Source organism: Streptococcus sp. ALY_211, assembly GCF_058314555.1.
Genome location: NZ_JBZFUN010000003.1, coordinates 15,126 through 31,391 on the forward strand (window position 1 = coordinate 15,126; position 16,266 = coordinate 31,391).

At 42.4% G+C, this 16,266-nt stretch carries 15 protein-coding genes and 1 pseudogene; 12 read left to right on the plus strand and 4 right to left on the minus strand.

From position 1 onward, the window contains the following. Positions 1-71: 71 nt before the first annotated feature. Positions 72-1,208, minus strand: a complete 1,137-nt coding sequence (gene lctO / locus AC4HAJ_RS03325) for an L-lactate oxidase (RefSeq protein ID WP_491078744.1) — start codon at positions 1,206-1,208, stop codon at positions 72-74. A 250-nt stretch (positions 1,209-1,458) separates the two neighbouring features. On the opposite strand from lctO, the gene msrB reads away from it, so the two are divergent. Both msrB and msrA read left to right on the plus strand, forming a co-directional pair. Next, positions 1,459-1,896: a peptide-methionine (R)-S-oxide reductase MsrB gene (msrB, locus tag AC4HAJ_RS03330; protein ID WP_491078745.1), complete on the plus strand. Its 438-nt coding sequence runs from the start codon at positions 1,459-1,461 to the stop codon at positions 1,894-1,896. A gap of 21 nt (positions 1,897-1,917) precedes the next feature. Beyond that, positions 1,918-2,409: pseudogene (msrA, locus tag AC4HAJ_RS03335) on the plus strand (peptide-methionine (S)-S-oxide reductase MsrA); the annotation flags it as partial. 186 nt (positions 2,410-2,595) lie between these two features. Here msrA and gloA read toward each other — a convergent pair. Continuing rightward, positions 2,596-2,988: a lactoylglutathione lyase gene (gene gloA, locus AC4HAJ_RS03340; RefSeq protein WP_491078746.1), complete on the minus strand. Its 393-nt coding sequence runs from the start codon at positions 2,986-2,988 to the stop codon at positions 2,596-2,598. Positions 2,989-3,112: 124 nt separating this feature from the next. Then, a complete protein-coding gene (locus AC4HAJ_RS03345; RefSeq protein WP_491078747.1) occupies positions 3,113-3,790 on the minus strand; it encodes an NAD(P)H-dependent oxidoreductase in 678 nt (225 codons plus the stop codon). Positions 3,791-4,113: 323 nt separating this feature from the next. Between AC4HAJ_RS03345 and AC4HAJ_RS03350 the strand changes: the two genes are divergently transcribed. The 6 genes from AC4HAJ_RS03350 (at position 4,114) to AC4HAJ_RS03375 (ending at position 8,850) form a co-directional block, all read left to right on the plus strand. Next, on the plus strand, positions 4,114-5,658 hold the full coding sequence (locus AC4HAJ_RS03350) for a ClC family H(+)/Cl(-) exchange transporter (RefSeq protein WP_491078748.1): 1,545 nt from the start codon (positions 4,114-4,116) through the stop codon (positions 5,656-5,658). Positions 5,659-5,845: 187 nt separating this feature from the next. Further along, positions 5,846-6,295, plus strand: coding sequence for a hypothetical protein (locus AC4HAJ_RS03355; protein WP_491078749.1), 450 nt, complete (start codon positions 5,846-5,848; stop codon positions 6,293-6,295). Further along, the gene (locus AC4HAJ_RS03360; RefSeq protein ID WP_491078750.1) at positions 6,279-6,872 is read left to right on the plus strand and encodes a hypothetical protein; all 594 of its coding nucleotides are present in this window, start codon (positions 6,279-6,281) and stop codon (positions 6,870-6,872) included. The genes AC4HAJ_RS03355 and AC4HAJ_RS03360 overlap by 17 nt, the downstream gene beginning before the upstream one ends. Further along, on the plus strand, positions 6,856-8,226 hold the full coding sequence (locus tag AC4HAJ_RS03365; RefSeq protein ID WP_491078751.1) for a hypothetical protein: 1,371 nt from the start codon (positions 6,856-6,858) through the stop codon (positions 8,224-8,226). The genes AC4HAJ_RS03360 and AC4HAJ_RS03365 overlap by 17 nt, the downstream gene beginning before the upstream one ends. Positions 8,227-8,248: 22 nt before the next feature. Beyond that, complete coding sequence (locus AC4HAJ_RS03370; RefSeq protein WP_491078752.1) at positions 8,249-8,539, plus strand: hypothetical protein; 291 nt, start codon at positions 8,249-8,251, stop codon at positions 8,537-8,539. A gap of 11 nt (positions 8,540-8,550) precedes the next feature. Then, on the plus strand, positions 8,551-8,850 hold the full coding sequence (locus AC4HAJ_RS03375) for a hypothetical protein (protein ID WP_491078753.1): 300 nt from the start codon (positions 8,551-8,553) through the stop codon (positions 8,848-8,850). Positions 8,851-8,954: 104 nt separating this feature from the next. Here AC4HAJ_RS03375 and AC4HAJ_RS03380 read toward each other — a convergent pair whose 3' ends face one another. Beyond that, positions 8,955-10,040: a M24 family metallopeptidase gene (locus tag AC4HAJ_RS03380; protein ID WP_491078754.1), complete on the minus strand. Its 1,086-nt coding sequence runs from the start codon at positions 10,038-10,040 to the stop codon at positions 8,955-8,957. A gap of 199 nt (positions 10,041-10,239) precedes the next feature. Here AC4HAJ_RS03380 and ccpA point away from each other — a divergent pair, with 199 nt between their 5' ends. The 4 genes from ccpA (at position 10,240) to thrS (ending at position 16,176) form a co-directional block, all read left to right on the plus strand. Then, on the plus strand, positions 10,240-11,241 hold the full coding sequence (ccpA, locus tag AC4HAJ_RS03385) for a catabolite control protein A (RefSeq protein WP_491078755.1): 1,002 nt from the start codon (positions 10,240-10,242) through the stop codon (positions 11,239-11,241). A 118-nt stretch (positions 11,242-11,359) separates the two neighbouring features. Further along, positions 11,360-12,406, plus strand: a complete 1,047-nt coding sequence (locus tag AC4HAJ_RS03390; protein ID WP_491078756.1) for a glycosyltransferase family 4 protein — start codon at positions 11,360-11,362, stop codon at positions 12,404-12,406. A 15-nt stretch (positions 12,407-12,421) separates the two neighbouring features. Continuing rightward, positions 12,422-13,756, plus strand: a complete 1,335-nt coding sequence (locus tag AC4HAJ_RS03395) for a glycosyltransferase family 4 protein (protein WP_491078757.1) — start codon at positions 12,422-12,424, stop codon at positions 13,754-13,756. A gap of 479 nt (positions 13,757-14,235) precedes the next feature. Beyond that, positions 14,236-16,176 (plus strand): threonine--tRNA ligase, encoded by a 1,941-nt coding sequence (gene thrS / locus AC4HAJ_RS03400; protein ID WP_491078758.1) that lies wholly within the window; start codon positions 14,236-14,238, stop codon positions 16,174-16,176. Positions 16,177-16,266 lie beyond the last annotated feature (90 nt).

The following is a 16,266-nucleotide window of genomic DNA, read 5'->3' on the forward strand; positions in this document are numbered from 1 at the left end:
TGGAATTCAGAGATGATCATCAGTAGAATATTGACATTGGATTGTCTGATGAGATTATTTTTAAAATATCCTTAGTAAAGTCTCAATTCATTGACATCATACTCGACAGATGGGTCATAAGAATTGTGTCTGAGGGTGACATTTTTAACATCGTCAATCGTTTGGGTACCAGCCAGTTGCATGACCATTTTGAGTTCATCATTGAGTTTTTCAAAGACTTGTTGGACACCGATACTGCCGCCGAGAGCCAGTCCATAGATAGCAGGACGGCCCAGAGCAACTAGATCAGCACCAGAAGCCAGCGCCTTGAAGATATGCTGACCACGACGGATACCAGAGTCAAAGACGATAGGAACACGCTTATCAACAGCCTCAGCGACTTCTTGGAGAGAGTCGAAGGCAGCAGGTCCACCATCGAGCTGGCGCCCACCATGATTGGTTACCCAGATACCAGAAGCACCGGCACTGAGGGCGATCTCGACATCTTCCTTGGACTGTGGTCCCTTGACATAGACAGGCAGTCCAGAATACTGGGCGATAAACTCAACATCCTTAGGAGATAGCGCTTGTTTAGCTGACTTATAGACATAGTCCATAGTTTTACCAGCACCGTCAGGTAAATATTCCTGAACGATTGGCATACCAATCGGAAAGACAAAGCCGTTTCTAGCATCAGTCTCCCTATTGCCACCGACAGTAGCATCAGCCGTTAGGACAATGGCCTTTATGCCTTGAGCCTTGACACGATCCATGATATGACGATTGATGTCATTATCTTTTGAAAAGTAAAATTGGAACCAATGTGGTGTACCCTGTAATGCCTCAGTAATCTCAGGAAGATCTGTCGAAGAATAGGAGGAAGTCGTATAGAGGGAGCCAAAGGCATGTACTCCCTTGGCAGAGGCGACTTCTCCTTGAACATTGGCTAACTTATGTGCAGCAACCGGAGCCATAATCAAGGGTGACGATAGATTATCGCCATCAAATACAGTCTCCGTAGAAGGATTTTCCACGCCACGCAAGGTGTGAGGTACAATCAATTTATGGTTGAATGAGCGAATATTTTCATGCAGGGTGAAGGTATCCCCCGCACCGGATGCAATATAACCAAAGGCTCCTTTTGGAATAACCTTTTGAGCCATTTTTTCCAAATCAAAGGCATTGATAAAATCGATAGGCCCTTGTGCACTGCTTGTATAGAATGCCATAACTGACACCTCCTAAATCATAATCAGATAGAAATTTTCACGTTTACAAGAAAACGTTTACAAAACCTATTCAAAGAGATTATAGCATGCTTGTGAAATTGACACAAGCACTAGCTTACAAATTTCTTATCGTAATGAAGAAAGCCTATTAGTCCGGCATGTGAATGCTATAAAAAGCGGAGTAATTTTTTGACGCACATGCAAAAAAGCAGTAAACTAACTTCACTATATAAAGAAAAGAGGTAGGCATATGACACAAGATAATGCACAAGACCTGCGTCAGCGTATTGGTGACCTCTCTTATGAAGTCACGCAAAATGCAGCAACAGAGCGTGCCTTTACAGGTGAATATGATGAGTTCTTTGAAAAAGGGATCTACGTCGATATTGTGAGCGGTGAGCCTTTGTTTGCATCAACGGATAAATACGATTCTGGCTGTGGTTGGCCAGCCTTTACAAAACCTATCGAAAATCGTATGGTAACAAGCCACGAAGATCTTTCTTATGGTATGCGACGTATTGAGGTGCGCAGCCGTGAGGCTAACTCTCATCTCGGTCATGTCTTTAATGATGGGCCAGTAGATCGTGGAGGTCTACGCTACTGCATCAACTCTGCAGCCCTCAAGTTTATTCCCTATGAGGATATGGAGCAAGAAGGCTACGGCGATTATAAAGCTATTGTCGAGTAAGACTAGAAAGGGTGTATGACGATGAAAACAATTTATCTAGCTGGTGGCTGTTTCTGGGGTGTTGAAGGTTACTTTGACCTGCTTGATGGCGTCCTTAGCACCCGTGTTGGTTATGCCAACGGACAATCAGAGGTAACGTCCTACGAATTGATCGATGCTACTGATCATGCTGAAACAGTAGCCGTGACTTATGATCCTGAGCGTATCAGTCTAAGTGAGCTTTTGCAGCACTATTTTCGTGTGATTGATCCCTTCTCAATCAACCGTCAAGGTAATGACATCGGTCGTCAATACCGCACCGGTATCTACTATGTAGATGAGGAAGATCGTACCGTTGCTCTGGCTATGATGGATCAAGTTAGTCGTGAGCATGGAGGCCGTTCTCTAGCTGTTGAGCTTGAGCCCTTACGCCATTTCTTAGATGCTGAGGAGTATCATCAAGATTACCTCAAGAAAAATCCCAACGGCTATTGCCATATTGACTTAAATCTGGCAAAGGTACCGCTGACAGATCCAACGGCCAGCTAAGAGCGATAAAGATTACAAGAAAAGAGAGAGGGACAGCAACCAATCATGTTAAGAAGTTTGATTGTCTTTGCTCGACCCGTGCCTAGCAGATAAAATGGACCAAATAAATAAGGCTGAGAACTTTTGTCTCAGCCTATTTTTTACTAAAAATTAGCTACCAATTTTCTATCATTAATCTTCGAAGAATTGGCTCAAGCGGATGACTTCAGTTTTATAGCCATCTGGATCTTGAACAAAGTAAAACATATTTTCTTTACCAGGAAGCCCCTTGATATCAGTGACTGTATAACCGGCTTGAACATGCTTATCATGATAGGCTTCCAGATCATCAACGCCAACAGCGATATGACCGTAGCCATCACCAAGGTCATAACCTGGGTGACCATAGTTGTAAGTCAATTCAAGCTCATAGCTTTCATCACCTTCGAGAGCTAAATAAACGATAGTAAATTCATGCTCTGGGAAGTCCATACGACGAACTTCTTTGAAGTCAAAAGCTTCAGTGTAAAATTTGATAGATGCGTCTAAATCTTTGACACGAATACAAGTATGTAAAAATTTCATGAGAAATCCTTTCTAAAAAATACTGAGTGGAACCAGCAGTCCCATAAGACTAGCAGGGGTTAGAAAAAAGAACATCCTTGTCACCTGCTTGACCTGCCTGCTAAAGACATGTAGTCTTTAGTCTCTAGTCTAGCCAAGTGATAACCTCTTCACGTCGTTTACGACGGCGAGGGTGCTTAGGATCCTTTAGACGATAGCCAAAGGATACCATGCTGGCGATCCCTTCTTGATTCGGATTGATGAGCTTGTGCCTGGCTAGAAGAGCATTGACCTCCTTGTAGTTGAACCCTTCTATAGGACAAGAGTCAATCCCCATCAGGGCAGCTGTAGTCATCATATTACCCAAGGCGATGTAGGTTTGCTTGGCTGTCCAGTCAAAGAGCGCGCGTGGATCATCTGCTATCTCCATGTCTCTAGTCTGGAAATCCTTATAAAGAGAGAGGCGGCTCTCTACCTCATCACCTTCAGTAAAACCACGGCGAATCAGACTATCACGCATGGCTTGACTGTCGTAACGCGCCTGCCGTTCAGCTAGGAGCAAAACAAAATGACTGGCTGTGTCCAGTTGCGAACCAGCTCCCCAGGCAATAGGTTTAAGCTCTGGAGCTAGCTCTCTGATATGCTGGCGATCCAAGACAATAAAGCGCCAACCTTCAAGCCCAACCGATGATGGACTGAGCCAAGCAGTGTCTAGAATGGTTTCCATATCTGTCCGAGAAATTTCTTGATCCTTGTATACACGAACAGCGACACGATGATCAAAAGCTTCTCGAATCTGTGATTTGACGGAATCTAATACCATGTGAGACCTCCTTTTCTTAACCCTTGTTATCATATCATTTTCTAAAATACCTGCCAATAATTTAAGACTAATGTGCTAAGATAGAATAAGAGGCTAAAGCATGACTAGGCTATTTGTCTTAGAGATAGGTAGCATCTAGGTAAGACCAGCTCTAATTGAGCACTATTGACTGTTAGAGTGTTTTTCTCCTACCAGAGGTAAGAGCCTCTCAAGTCACTGTTAATATGAAAAGTGTACAGTTTACTGCTGTCAGCTCGATCGGTGCCACCTACCATTTTTGTAGGAGTCAGAGCTAAATAAGTTGTCAAAAAAGAAGGAGGATTATGCAAAATCAGCGCAAGGAGTTTGGTTATTTATCCAGCTCCATATTAAAAAATGTCTTTTTAGGAATTTTAGTAGGTCTGTTGGGTGGCTTTTGCGTGAGTCTATTTCGTCTTTTGATCGAGGTCATATTTGATCATATCCAAGAGATTTATCATCTCTCCCACCAGTTTCCTTGGTTACTGGCAGGATTGTTCACTCTCTACCTGGTTTATACGCTGGTTTCTGGTCGCTTGATGAGCGAAGAACCAGATATCAAGGGATCAGGAATTCCACAGGTTGAAGCGGAGCTCAAGGGGCTCATGCATCAGAACTGGTGGTCTATCTTATGGCGGAAATTTTTAGTCGGTGTCTTTGGCATTTCCAGCGGCTTGATGTTGGGACGTGAAGGTCCTAGTATTCAGGTCGGTGCTGTGATGGGCAAGGGAATAGCCCAATGGCTCAAGCTCAGTAAAATCGAAGAGCGAACCCTGATTGCTAGCGGTGCTGCTGCAGGAGTATCGGCAGCCTTCAATGCCCCAATTGCTGGCCTTCTTTTTGTCGTTGAAGAGGTCTATCATCATTTCTCCAGTCGAGTTTGGATAACAGCCTTGTCTGCTAGTCTGACGGCTAATATTGTATCGATGCGTGTCTTTGGACAGACACCTGTCTTAGCCATGTCATCAGATCTGCCCCTGCCCCCTCTCTCTAATTATCTCATTTTCCTTCTGATGGGGATTCTACTTGGGATTCTAGCCTACCACTATGAGTGGGTCGTCTTGAGAATTACCTTCTGGTATCAAAAGCTAGGCCAGCTCCTACATCTAAAGAGCCGCTATCATAGTATTCTCGCCTTTATAGCCATTTTACCTTTAGGCTATCTAGCTCCCCAGCTCTTAGGCGGAGGTAATGGCTTTATCACCTCATTGGCGACTACATCTAGTTCCTTATTTTTACTCCTAGCTTGGTTTGTCATTCGTTTTATTTATAGTATGGTCAGCTATGGATCAGGCCTACCTGGAGGCATTTTTCTACCTATCTTGACCCTGGGAGCCTGTCTAGGAGCCTTGATGGGCAAGGGGACGCTTCTTCTTGGATGGAGTGATTCTGCTAGTTACCCCCTCTTTATTATTTTGGGAATGAGTGCCTACTTTGGCGCCATTTCCAAGGCTCCTTTGACAGCTATGATTCTGGTCTGTGAAATGGTAGGAGATTTACGCCAGCTCATGGCCTTAGGGACAGTAACTCTAGCGGCCTACATCGTCATGGATCTCATGGGCGGTGTGCCTGTTTACGAGGCTATGCTAGAAAATTTACTAGCTGGCGCCAAGGCCAAGATAGAAGATTCAGATCTGACCTGGATAGAGATTCCTGTAACGGAGCGAATAGCTGGAAAGGCCATCTATCAACTCGATCTCCCTAAAGAAGTATTGATTACGAGTCAGCGTGAAAACGGCAAGTCTCATATCGTCTCAGGCAGTACCCAGCTCATTCTAGGCAACACGATTAATGTCGTTATGCCAGAGGACAAGATTGATCAGGTCAGGGATCTCTTATTGGGTAAGTGAGCATAGGACAGTTGATGAGAACTGAATAATTCTATAGGTTCTGGGAAGAATTTTCCAGAACCTTTTGCCTTAGAATCTGCTACAATACTTAAAGAAAAACTAAAAACGTTTTCAATGAAAATAGCCTATGAAAACCTTTACAAATCGGGGGGGGGCTGTAGTATACTGACTTCTAGGAGACTTATATATGGAAAAAAGTGAAAAAGAAATTTTTAAGAGAAGGTTCTACTACCTTAAACAAAAAGAGCACCTCATCAAGCATTATCAGACAGAATTGGAGGAGCATAAGGCGTTTACCAACCGTTTATCCTACCTTTCAAACGAGCTATTAGAAGCAGTCCGTGACTTTTCTCTTAGGCTCATTCCAGAAATTAAGAGGCGACAAGATGTAGAGTTTGCCAATAATCTAAAGTTTTCTTGGGAATCGCTAAAGACGGCTCATAAGGCAGCACATAAAGCTCAAAATGATGTTTGCACTCTGGAAGGCAAGCTAGCTCATGATATGGAACGTGTCAATCAGCTCATAGATAAACTCATTCAGAAATCAGGTTACAGCCAATCCCAGCTGATTGCTATCTATGACGAGTTAGCAGCAGAGTTACAAGCAAAAGGAGATAGCTATGGCAAGGAAGCGTAGAAATAGAAGTTGGGGAATTATTTCTTTAATCGCTATTTTATTTCTAGTAGTTGCTGGGTGGAAAGGATTTAAGTATATGGAATATAATAAGGAAGCTAGTCTTTATCAGAGAGGATTTAGACTCTTAGAGGAACAAATTGGAACTTATATAAAAGAAAACTATTCTGGAATAAAAACAGTAGAATTTACAGATATTGTAAGTTACCCAGATTCATACACTTTTGTTCGAGTTATTATCACCGATGAACAAGGACATCGATGTGAGCTTGATAAAAGTGTCAATGGTCATTTTGGTACAGATGATGATATTTATGGACTGCAATACGATGGAGTTGGGAACCCAGTAGTTATCTTAAAAGATATTGATCGTCAAATAGAAATAGATGTCTCGAATGACTTAACACTACCTGAAAATGCAAAATTACAATCGTCTTCAACTATAGATAGTAGTATGGAAAGCCTCATCGACAATCATTCTTTAACAGGTGTGAGAAAAAGTAAAAAGGGAAGTCCGTTGATGAAGATTGACTATAATTTAACATATAAAGGAGATGTAGGCTATGACTATGACAGATGAGCAAATACAAGATGTTCAAAATAAAACTAGACCATTAGTTGAAGGAGACGTGAAAAATAATGAAGAAATACTATCAGGTGAAAAACCACTTAAAGTTGATGGACAATATTATAAGGTAATAAATTCTACAAATAATACTCCGATACCTGTTGAAGGAAAATCAGATAAAGAAAATAATAATACACAGGCTATTGCAGTAGCTCCCTGTGATGCTAATGGAAATAATGTTGATTATGATAATGTCACAATTACTGTTGGAGGTACACAAACTACAAACTATGATTCTGCTTCGAATGCTGCTAGTGCAACACAGGGATTGACAAAGCAAACTGATGAAGTTAGAGCCTTTTATAAAGATACGAAAAGGATAGCTAAAGATCATGGAGGAGAGGTCACAGCAATTTCAGGTCATAGCCAAGCAGGACCGGCTGTAGCAAAAGTAGGAGCAGAAAATAAAATTGATAAGGTTGTTAATTTTCAGCCGTGGGCAAGTAAAGCAGCAGCTGAAGATTTTAGCAAAGATGAGTTAGATTATTTAAATAAAAATTGCCATGTATATTCCGATGACGGAAAATCTATTACAAAGTTTGATTTAAATGGAGGTGCGATTGGCTATGGAAAAGTTTTTACTGTCGAGGGTACTAGCCATAAGATAGATTTTTTTCATATCAAAGGTAATGGATTAGATGTAAAATATTATGAAAAATTAAATATATTCTGCTCAGGAATGACTGAGGAGCAAGTCAAAAAAATTGCCAAAGCCAAAGCAAAAGTAGGCGGTACTGTTGAAAATTATATGAGATATTATAAACAACATTATGGTTCCTATGCTAAAACTAGCAATTTAAAAAATACTAAGAACATAACACTGGAATCTGCTGTCGTGAATCGCTTAGATAAAGATGGTCAGTATGGGAATTTACAGGATATGGTAAGACGCTTTAGCTCAGCTAAGGGAGGTCAGCGGATTTTACTTCGGAAAGCCCTGCTCCTTCTAGGTGCTATAAGTCTGTCAAGTGAAGTGGCAGATCTCGCTAGTAAGATTCAGGACTTGATGGAAGAGTCTCGCAATGACATTAAAGAGTTGGTAGAGCGTACGCAGATGAAAGCCTTTAGTATAGCAGAAGAGCTATCAGATGGAGAAGTTGAAGCCTTGCTAGCTGAGATAGAGTTTAATCGTGTTTGGAATGAAGGGATTGCTTCTGAAAACGAGGCAGAAGCTAAGACATTTACCAATAGAGTTGAGAGTCTTAGTGGTCAGATTAAATCTGCGGGTGAAGCGATTGAAAACGCTGATTTGGGTCAAGCTGATGAAATCGAGGGACTCAGCTCTGGTGCGCTAGACTTGTTATAAAATAGATGAAGGAGGAAAATAAGTGAAAGCAGAAGATATTGATGCGCTCAAAAAAGCTCTAAAAGAGATGAAAAAAGCCCAAGAAAGAGCCATGATTAGAGCTTTGGTAGCGGCAGCACAAAGTAAAATTGCAAGTATAGGCTCAGACCTCCAAAGTGAGCTAGATAGCCTATCTTCAGAATTAAAATCTCAAACGGTCTCTAAAATTATGTCAACGATTGAGCCAGCTCTAGAAGGTCTTTCAGCTGATGCAGCTATCAATCAAGCACAGTCACTCTCTGAACCTCATTTTAATAACCCAGTTCAAGCTTAAGGAGGTTAGATATGGATAGGAAAGAGCGTGAACGATTAGAGGATGATCACTTTGCTAGGATGAGGGAATTCGATGAGATGGAGTGGGAGCTCTACGACCTTCGACAGGATAGCCGACATTTTTTTGAAGAAAAACAGGCTATCTTTCAAGAGATACAAATGCAGGCTCCTAACATCAATCTCATTGGTTACTTAGCAGAAGTAGAGGATAGACATGACGACTTTATCAGACAGATCCGCTTTAAAGAAGATGATCTTGAGGAAGCCCGTCTTAGAGAAAAAATAGACTTTGATAAACGTCTAGAGGAATAGTCAGTTAGGCTATCATAAAAGCCACTCAAGGAAAATTCTTGAGTGGATTGTTTTTTTCTGTGAATGCTTCACAGATTTTTCTTTGCTTACGGCTGACTTTCTCATCATAACTCGACATAGTGAAGTTCTTTAGGTGTAAAGGTAAAGGGTTGGAAGCTGTTTTTACCAACGCTGCCACAATCCTCAATACGGACTCCAGCCTTACCAGGCACATAGATACCTGGCTCTATCGAGAAGCACATCCCTTCTTGGAGGATGAGATCGCTGCTTGCTGAAATAGACGGATACTCATGGACTTCAATGCCGATTCCGTGTCCTAAGCGATGATTGAAGTATGGGCCATATCCAGCCTTTTCAATAACCTGACGAGCTGCTGCATCAACCTCACTAGCGAGGACGCCTGGCTTGATCATATCTTGAGCAGTGAGCTGGGCTTCTAAACAGACCTTATAGATCTCTTCTTTGATAGGATCAGGTTTACCAATAGCCACAGTTCGTGTCATATCAGAAGCATAGCCCTCATACATAACACCAAGATCAAAGAGAAGAAAATCATTATTCTGGACGACATTGGTACCTGGGACACCGTGGGGATTGGCAGCATTGCTGCCTGAAAGAACCAAGGTGTCAAAACTCATCTGACTGATCCCTTTCTTTTTGAGTTCGTACTCGATAGTGGCAATCAAATCCATCTCGGTTACCCCTTGCCTAATGGCATCGATACCTACCCTTATAGCATAGTCAGCATAGACTCCAGATAAGAGGAGTTTTTGGATCTCATCTGGGCTCTTTATCAAGCGCATCTGGTTGATAAAAGGAGAGATATCAGAAAAGTGCCCCAGAAAGATAGACTGAAGACCGTGGGATTTAGTGAGATTGAGGTGGTCAAACTCTGTAAAAATGATATGATCTTCCAATCGAGGTAACCCCTCGCTCATTTTTTTCCAAGGATTCTCCGCATCATCATAGCCAATAACAGTAAAGCTAACAACGCTCCTAGCCCTAGCAACCTCTAAGGCAGGTACAAAGAGGACAGGCTCAAGATCACTATAGACAAAGAGAAAGAGCTGCCGCTCATGAGGATCACAATCAAATCCGGTTAAATAATTAATCGTCACAGGATTTGATAGGATAGCCAAGCGAGCCTCATTGGCGATAAGGTAATCTTGTAACTGATTTAATGCTGACATAGGAAACCTCTTTTCATAACGTGATTGATCCAGTCTATTCTTTCAAAATACTCCAAAAAAATCAAGGTTTAGATAGAAAAAGCACAAGGATGGTCAGATTAAGATGGTTTCTGATTTTATCAAAAAAAATTGAAAGTGTTTACAAAATGTGTTAATATACATTTGAAAGCGTTATTTTCATATAAGAAGGGAGATTCCCATGAATACAGATGAAACGATTACGATCTATGATGTTGCCCGTGAAGCAGGTGTCTCTATGGCTACGGTCAGTCGTGTGGTTAACGGTAATAAAAATGTCAAAGAAAATACCCGTCAGAAGGTCTTGGCTGTGATTGAACGCCTAGACTATCGTCCCAATGCTGTCGCTCGCGGGCTAGCCAGTAAAAAGACCACGACTGTCGGTGTTGTCATTCCCAATATTGCTAATAGCTATTTTTCTATCCTAGCAAAAGGGATCGATGACATTGCAACCATGTATAAGTACAATATTGTCCTAGCTTCTAGTGATGAGGATGGTGACAATGAAGTGGCCGTGATCAATGCGCTTTTTGCCAAGCAAGTTGACGGTATTATTTTTATGGGGCACCATTTGACGGACAAGGTCCGCCTTGAATTTTCACGCTCACGAACGCCCGTTGTTCTGGCAGGAACAGTTGATTTGGATCAGCAGTTTCCAAGTGTGACGATCGATGATCGCTTAGCGACCAAAGATGTTGTTGAAGAACTTGCCCAACGCCATGCAGCCATTGCCTTTGTTTCTGGTCCCTTGATCGATGATATCAATGGTAAGGTGCGACTTAAAGGCTATAAAGAGGGCTTGGCAGACAAGGGTCTAACCTATAGCGAAGGACTAATTTTTGAGGTTAAGTCCAACTATGATGAAGGCTTTGCCTTAGCTGAGCGTGTGATCAATTCTGGAGCAACAGCAGCTTATGTGGGAGATGACGAGTTGGCAGCAGGTCTACTCAATGGTCTCTTTGCAGCTGGAAAGTCTGTCCCAGAAGATTTTGAGATTATCACCAGCAACGACTCCCCTATCGTCAAGTTTACTCGCCCCAACTTGAGCTCGATCAACCAACCAATCTATGATTTAGGTGCTGTCAGTATGAGAATGCTGACTAAAATCATGAATAAGGAAGACTTAGATGAGCATCATATCATCCTTAATCATGGTATTACCAAACGCAGCTCCAGTCTCTAATACTAATAAGTGTCCTGTGATGAGGCACTTTTTTGTTTGACTCACTTTTATAGCTTACGAGTGCGTATTTTTAGCATGAAGTCATGAATTTTCTAGTAAAATAAGCTATAATAAAAACATGACAGAGCAAAAATTAAAGGTAAATATGTTAAGTTCGAGTGAAAAAGTTCCTGGTCAAGGGGTATCAGGTGCTTATCGTGAGCTGGTTAGCCTCTTGAAAAGAGAGGCTCAAGATCAGCTCGAAGTCACAGAAAATTTACCTATTAAGGCAGATATTACCCATTATCATACCATTGATTTAAATTACTATTTAGCGAGCTTTCGGAGAAAACGCAGTGGACGCAACATCGGTTATGTCCACTTTTTGCCGGATACACTTGATGGGAGCTTAAAGATTCCTAAGCTTTTCCATGGCATCGTCAGCCGCTATGTAACTAGTTTTTACAATCGTATGGACCACTTAGTGGTTGTCAACCCAAGCTTTATTCAAGATTTGGTAGACTTTGGTATTCCTAGAGAAAAAATCACCTATATTCCTAACTTTGTCAACAAGGAGAAGTGGTACCCTCTGAGTGAAGCGGAGCGGACTAGCTATCGGCAAGAACAAGGCTGGGACGATCGCTTTGTCGTCCTAGGTGCCGGTCAGGTGCAAAAGCGAAAAGGAATTGATGATTTTTTGGCGCTGGCCAAAGAGCATCCAGACCATTTATTTGTGTGGGCAGGTGGTTTTTCCTTTGGGGGCATCACAGATGGCTATGAGGCCTATAAAAAAATCATGGCTAATCCCCCTCATAATGTCCGCTTTCCAGGGATTGTCAGTCCCAAGGAAATGCGCCAGCTCTACGGAAGTGCAGATTTATTTATCCTACCTAGTTATAAGGAGCTCTTTCCTATGACCATATTGGAGGCTGCCAGTTGTGGTGTTCCTATCATGCTGAGAGATTTGGAGCTTTATCATGATATTTTAGAAGGCATGTACTACCCAGCCAAGGATGTAGAGGAAATGAGTCAGGGCTTAGTCCAGTTGACCTCAGATCATTCGGGTCTTGCAGACCTGCAAGCATCAGCCAAAATTATTTCTCAGACCTATTCGCAAGAGAGGCTTCTAGAGACTTGGTTGTCCTTTTATAAAGAACAAGCGCAGGCTGGCAGGCAGAAAAAATAAACAGGATTGAAAAAGATGAGAATTGGATTATTCACAGATACCTATTTTCCCCAAATTTCAGGAGTCGGAACCAGCACGGCAACGCTCAAATCTGTTCTTGAGGAGATGGGGCATGACGTTTACATATTTACAGCAACAGATAAGGGACTTAAGCGAGATGAAGATCCAACCATTATCCGTCTTCCTAGCGTACCTTTTGTCTCTTTTTCTGACCGCCGTGTGGTTTATCGTGGTCTAGTAACCACTTACAAGATTGCTAAGGATCTGGACTTGGACATCATCCATACGCAGACAGAGTTTAGCTTGGGCTTATTAGGAAAATGGGTAGGGGCCGCCCTGCGCATTCCAGTAGTTCATACCTACCATACTCAGTATGAAGATTATGTGGATTACATTGCTAATGGTAAATTGATTCGTCCCAGCATGGTCAAATATATCGTCCGAGGATTTTTAAGTGACCTAGATGGTGTGGTTTGTACCAGCCGCATTGTTCTCAATTTATTGGAGGACTACGGTATAAAGATTCCTAAACGAATTATTTCTACAGGCATTCCCTTAGAAAACTATGATAGTCAGTTGGTGTCGCAAGAGCAAGTGGCCCAATTAAGGGCAGATTTGGGGATAGCTCCCGATGACAAGGTGCTCCTTAGCCTATCTCGGATATCCTCTGAAAAAAATATCCAAGCCGTTTTAGCTGCTATGCCAAGAGTATTGGTCCACAATCCTCATGTTAAGCTGGTTGTTGTTGGCGATGGTCCCTACTTAGAGACACTTAAGGAGCAGGTCGAGGATTTATCCATCAGTGACGCAGTGATTTTTACTGGAATGATCGCTCATGAAGAAACAGCGGTCTACTATAAAGCGGCAGATTTCTTTATTTCTGCCTCAACCAGTGAAACACAAGGGCTGACCTATATTGAGAGTCTAGCTATGGGGACGCCGATCATTGCCCATGGCAATCCCTACCTTGATGATCTGATCACTAATCGGATGTTTGGCCATCTTTTCTATCAAGAGCAAGATCTTCCTGAGGCGATTCTGGAAGCTATAGCTAGGACGCCAGAGATGACACCGGTACAGCTGGAGAAGAAGCGCTACGAGGTTTCAGATAAGCATTTTGGGCAATCGATCTATGAATTTTACCTAGATATCCTGATTTCCTACCAGAGCAAGCGACCGAGCAAGGTATCGTTGACGATTGAAGGCAGTGCGACAGATCGTACCCTTCGTCTTGCTAAATCGGCAGTTATCCTACCAACCAAGGCAGTCAAGACAACTGTCAGTACCTCACGGAAAGTTGTCAAGGCTCCAGCAAAACTGGTTAAATCTATTTGGGATTTCTTGGACTAGACCTACTAAGTAATAAGACGTCAAAATTTAAGTGGAAACGATGCTGGCTAAGCTGTTTTACGCAGTTACCCTTGCTATTTTTTACCAGATTGATATAATATTAGGCGAAGATATGTTTTCTGCGGTTGATTTTTTACAGAGAGTACTTGCTTGGTGGAAAAGTACAGATCTAGCAGGAAATACTCCTTCCTAGATTTTATGCAAACATAAAAGGGTGGTCCCCTTATCACCAAACATGAGGTTCATGACTTTTTGTCGTGAATAAATGAAGGTGGAACCACGTTGCGACGTCCTTTGAGGATGTCGTATTTTTTATGTTTATATTTTGACAGTTACCTTGGGTGATTACGCAGCAATCTGATAGTCTGTTTCAAAGCCTTGCGTCATAATAGTCTCTTGGGAGCGACGAAGTCGGTTGCTTGCGTGCCGACCACTTAAGGCAGCTGTAATAAAAAAGAATTTTATAAAAGGAGACAATAATGATTAAAATTACTTTTCCAGATGGCGCCGTGCGTGACTTTGAATCTGGCGTGACAACTTTTGAAATTGCACAATCAATCAGCACTTCTCTGGCTAAAAAAGCTTTAGCTGGTAAATTTAACGGTAAGTTGATTGATACGAATCGTGCGATTACTGAGGATGGTGCGATTGAAATCGTAACCCCTGACCATGAGGATGCTCTTGCCATCCTGCGTCACTCAGCTGCTCACCTCTTTGCTCAAGCAGCACGCCGCCTCTTCCCAGATATTCATTTGGGTGTTGGCCCAGCTATCGAAGATGGCTTCTACTATGATACGGATAATAAAGACGGTCAAATCTCAAATGAAGACCTGCCTCGTATCGAAGAAGAAATGAAGAAGATCGTCAAAGAAAACTTCCCATCTATTCGTGAAGAAGTGACAAAAGATCAGGCGCGTGAAATCTTTAAAAACGATCCTTACAAGCTAGAACTAATCGAAGAACATTCTGAAGACGAAGGTGGGCTGACTATCTACCGTCAAGGGGAATACGTTGACCTCTGCCGTGGACCACATGTGCCTTCAACTGGACGCATCCAGGTTTTTCATCTGCTCAACGTAGCAGGAGCCTATTGGAGAGGTAACAGCGACAATGCCATGATGCAGCGAATTTACGGGACAGCTTGGTTTGACAAGAAAGATCTAAAGGCTTATCTCAAACGCTTGGAAGAAGCTAAAGAGCGGGATCACCGTAAGCTTGGTAAAGAGCTTGATCTCTTTATGATTTCTCAAGAAGTTGGACAAGGTTTACCTTTCTGGCTGCCAAATGGAGCAACAATCCGTCGTATCTTAGAGCGCTATATCACCGATAAAGAATTGGCAGCTGGCTATCAGCATGTCTACACACCACCAGTAGCATCTGTTGATCTCTATAAGACTTCAGGACACTGGGAACACTACCGTGAGGACATGTTCCCGACCATGGATATGGGCGACGGGGAAGAATTTGTTTTACGGCCAATGAACTGTCCGCACCACATCCAGGTTTATAAGAATCATGTGCGCTCCTATCGTGAATTACCGATTCGTATTGCTGAGCTTGGTATGATGCACCGTTACGAAAAATCTGGTGCCCTTACAGGCCTGCAGCGGGTACGGGAAATGACCCTCAACGATGGTCATACCTTCGTTGCCCCAGAACAAATCCAAGAAGAGTTCCAAAAAACCTTGCAGCTGATTATCGATGTCTATGAAGATTTCAATCTGACGGACTACCGTTTCCGCCTATCCTACCGTGATCCTAAGGATACCCACAAGTATTATGATAATGACGAAATGTGGGAAAATGCCCAAGCTATGCTTAAAGCGGCTATGGATGATATGGAGCTAGATTACTTTGAAGCAGAAGGAGAAGCTGCCTTCTACGGTCCTAAATTGGATATTCAGGTCAAAACTGCCCTTGGTAATGAAGAAACCCTCTCAACTATCCAGTTGGACTTCCTCTTGCCAGAGCGCTTTGATCTCAAATATACAGGTGCTGATGGCGAAGAACACCGCCCTGTCATGATCCATCGTGGAGTCATCTCTACTATGGAGCGCTTTACTGCTATCTTGATTGAGACTTACAAGGGTGCCTTCCCAACCTGGTTAGCACCGCAACAAGTTACTGTAATCCCAATTTCCAATGAAGCACATGCAGACTATGCTTGGGAAGTAGCAAAGACTTTGCGTGACCGTGGTATCCGTGTTGAAGTAGATGAGCGCAATGAAAAAATGCAGTATAAGATTCGTCAAAGTCAAACGCAAAAAGTTCCCTACCAATTGATTGTGGGAGACAAGGAAATGGCCGACAAATCTGTCAATGTTCGTCGCTACGGCAGCAAGCAGACCCATACCGAAGCTTTGGATGAATTTGTTGAAAACATCTTAGCGGATATTGCAAGAAAATCACGTCCAGAATAACCCCAAGACTTTGAGTGACTAATATGAGCAAGCTACCTTTGAAACAAAGTGTTTGAAGGTAGTTTTTTCGTTATCCTCAAAATGGTTTCT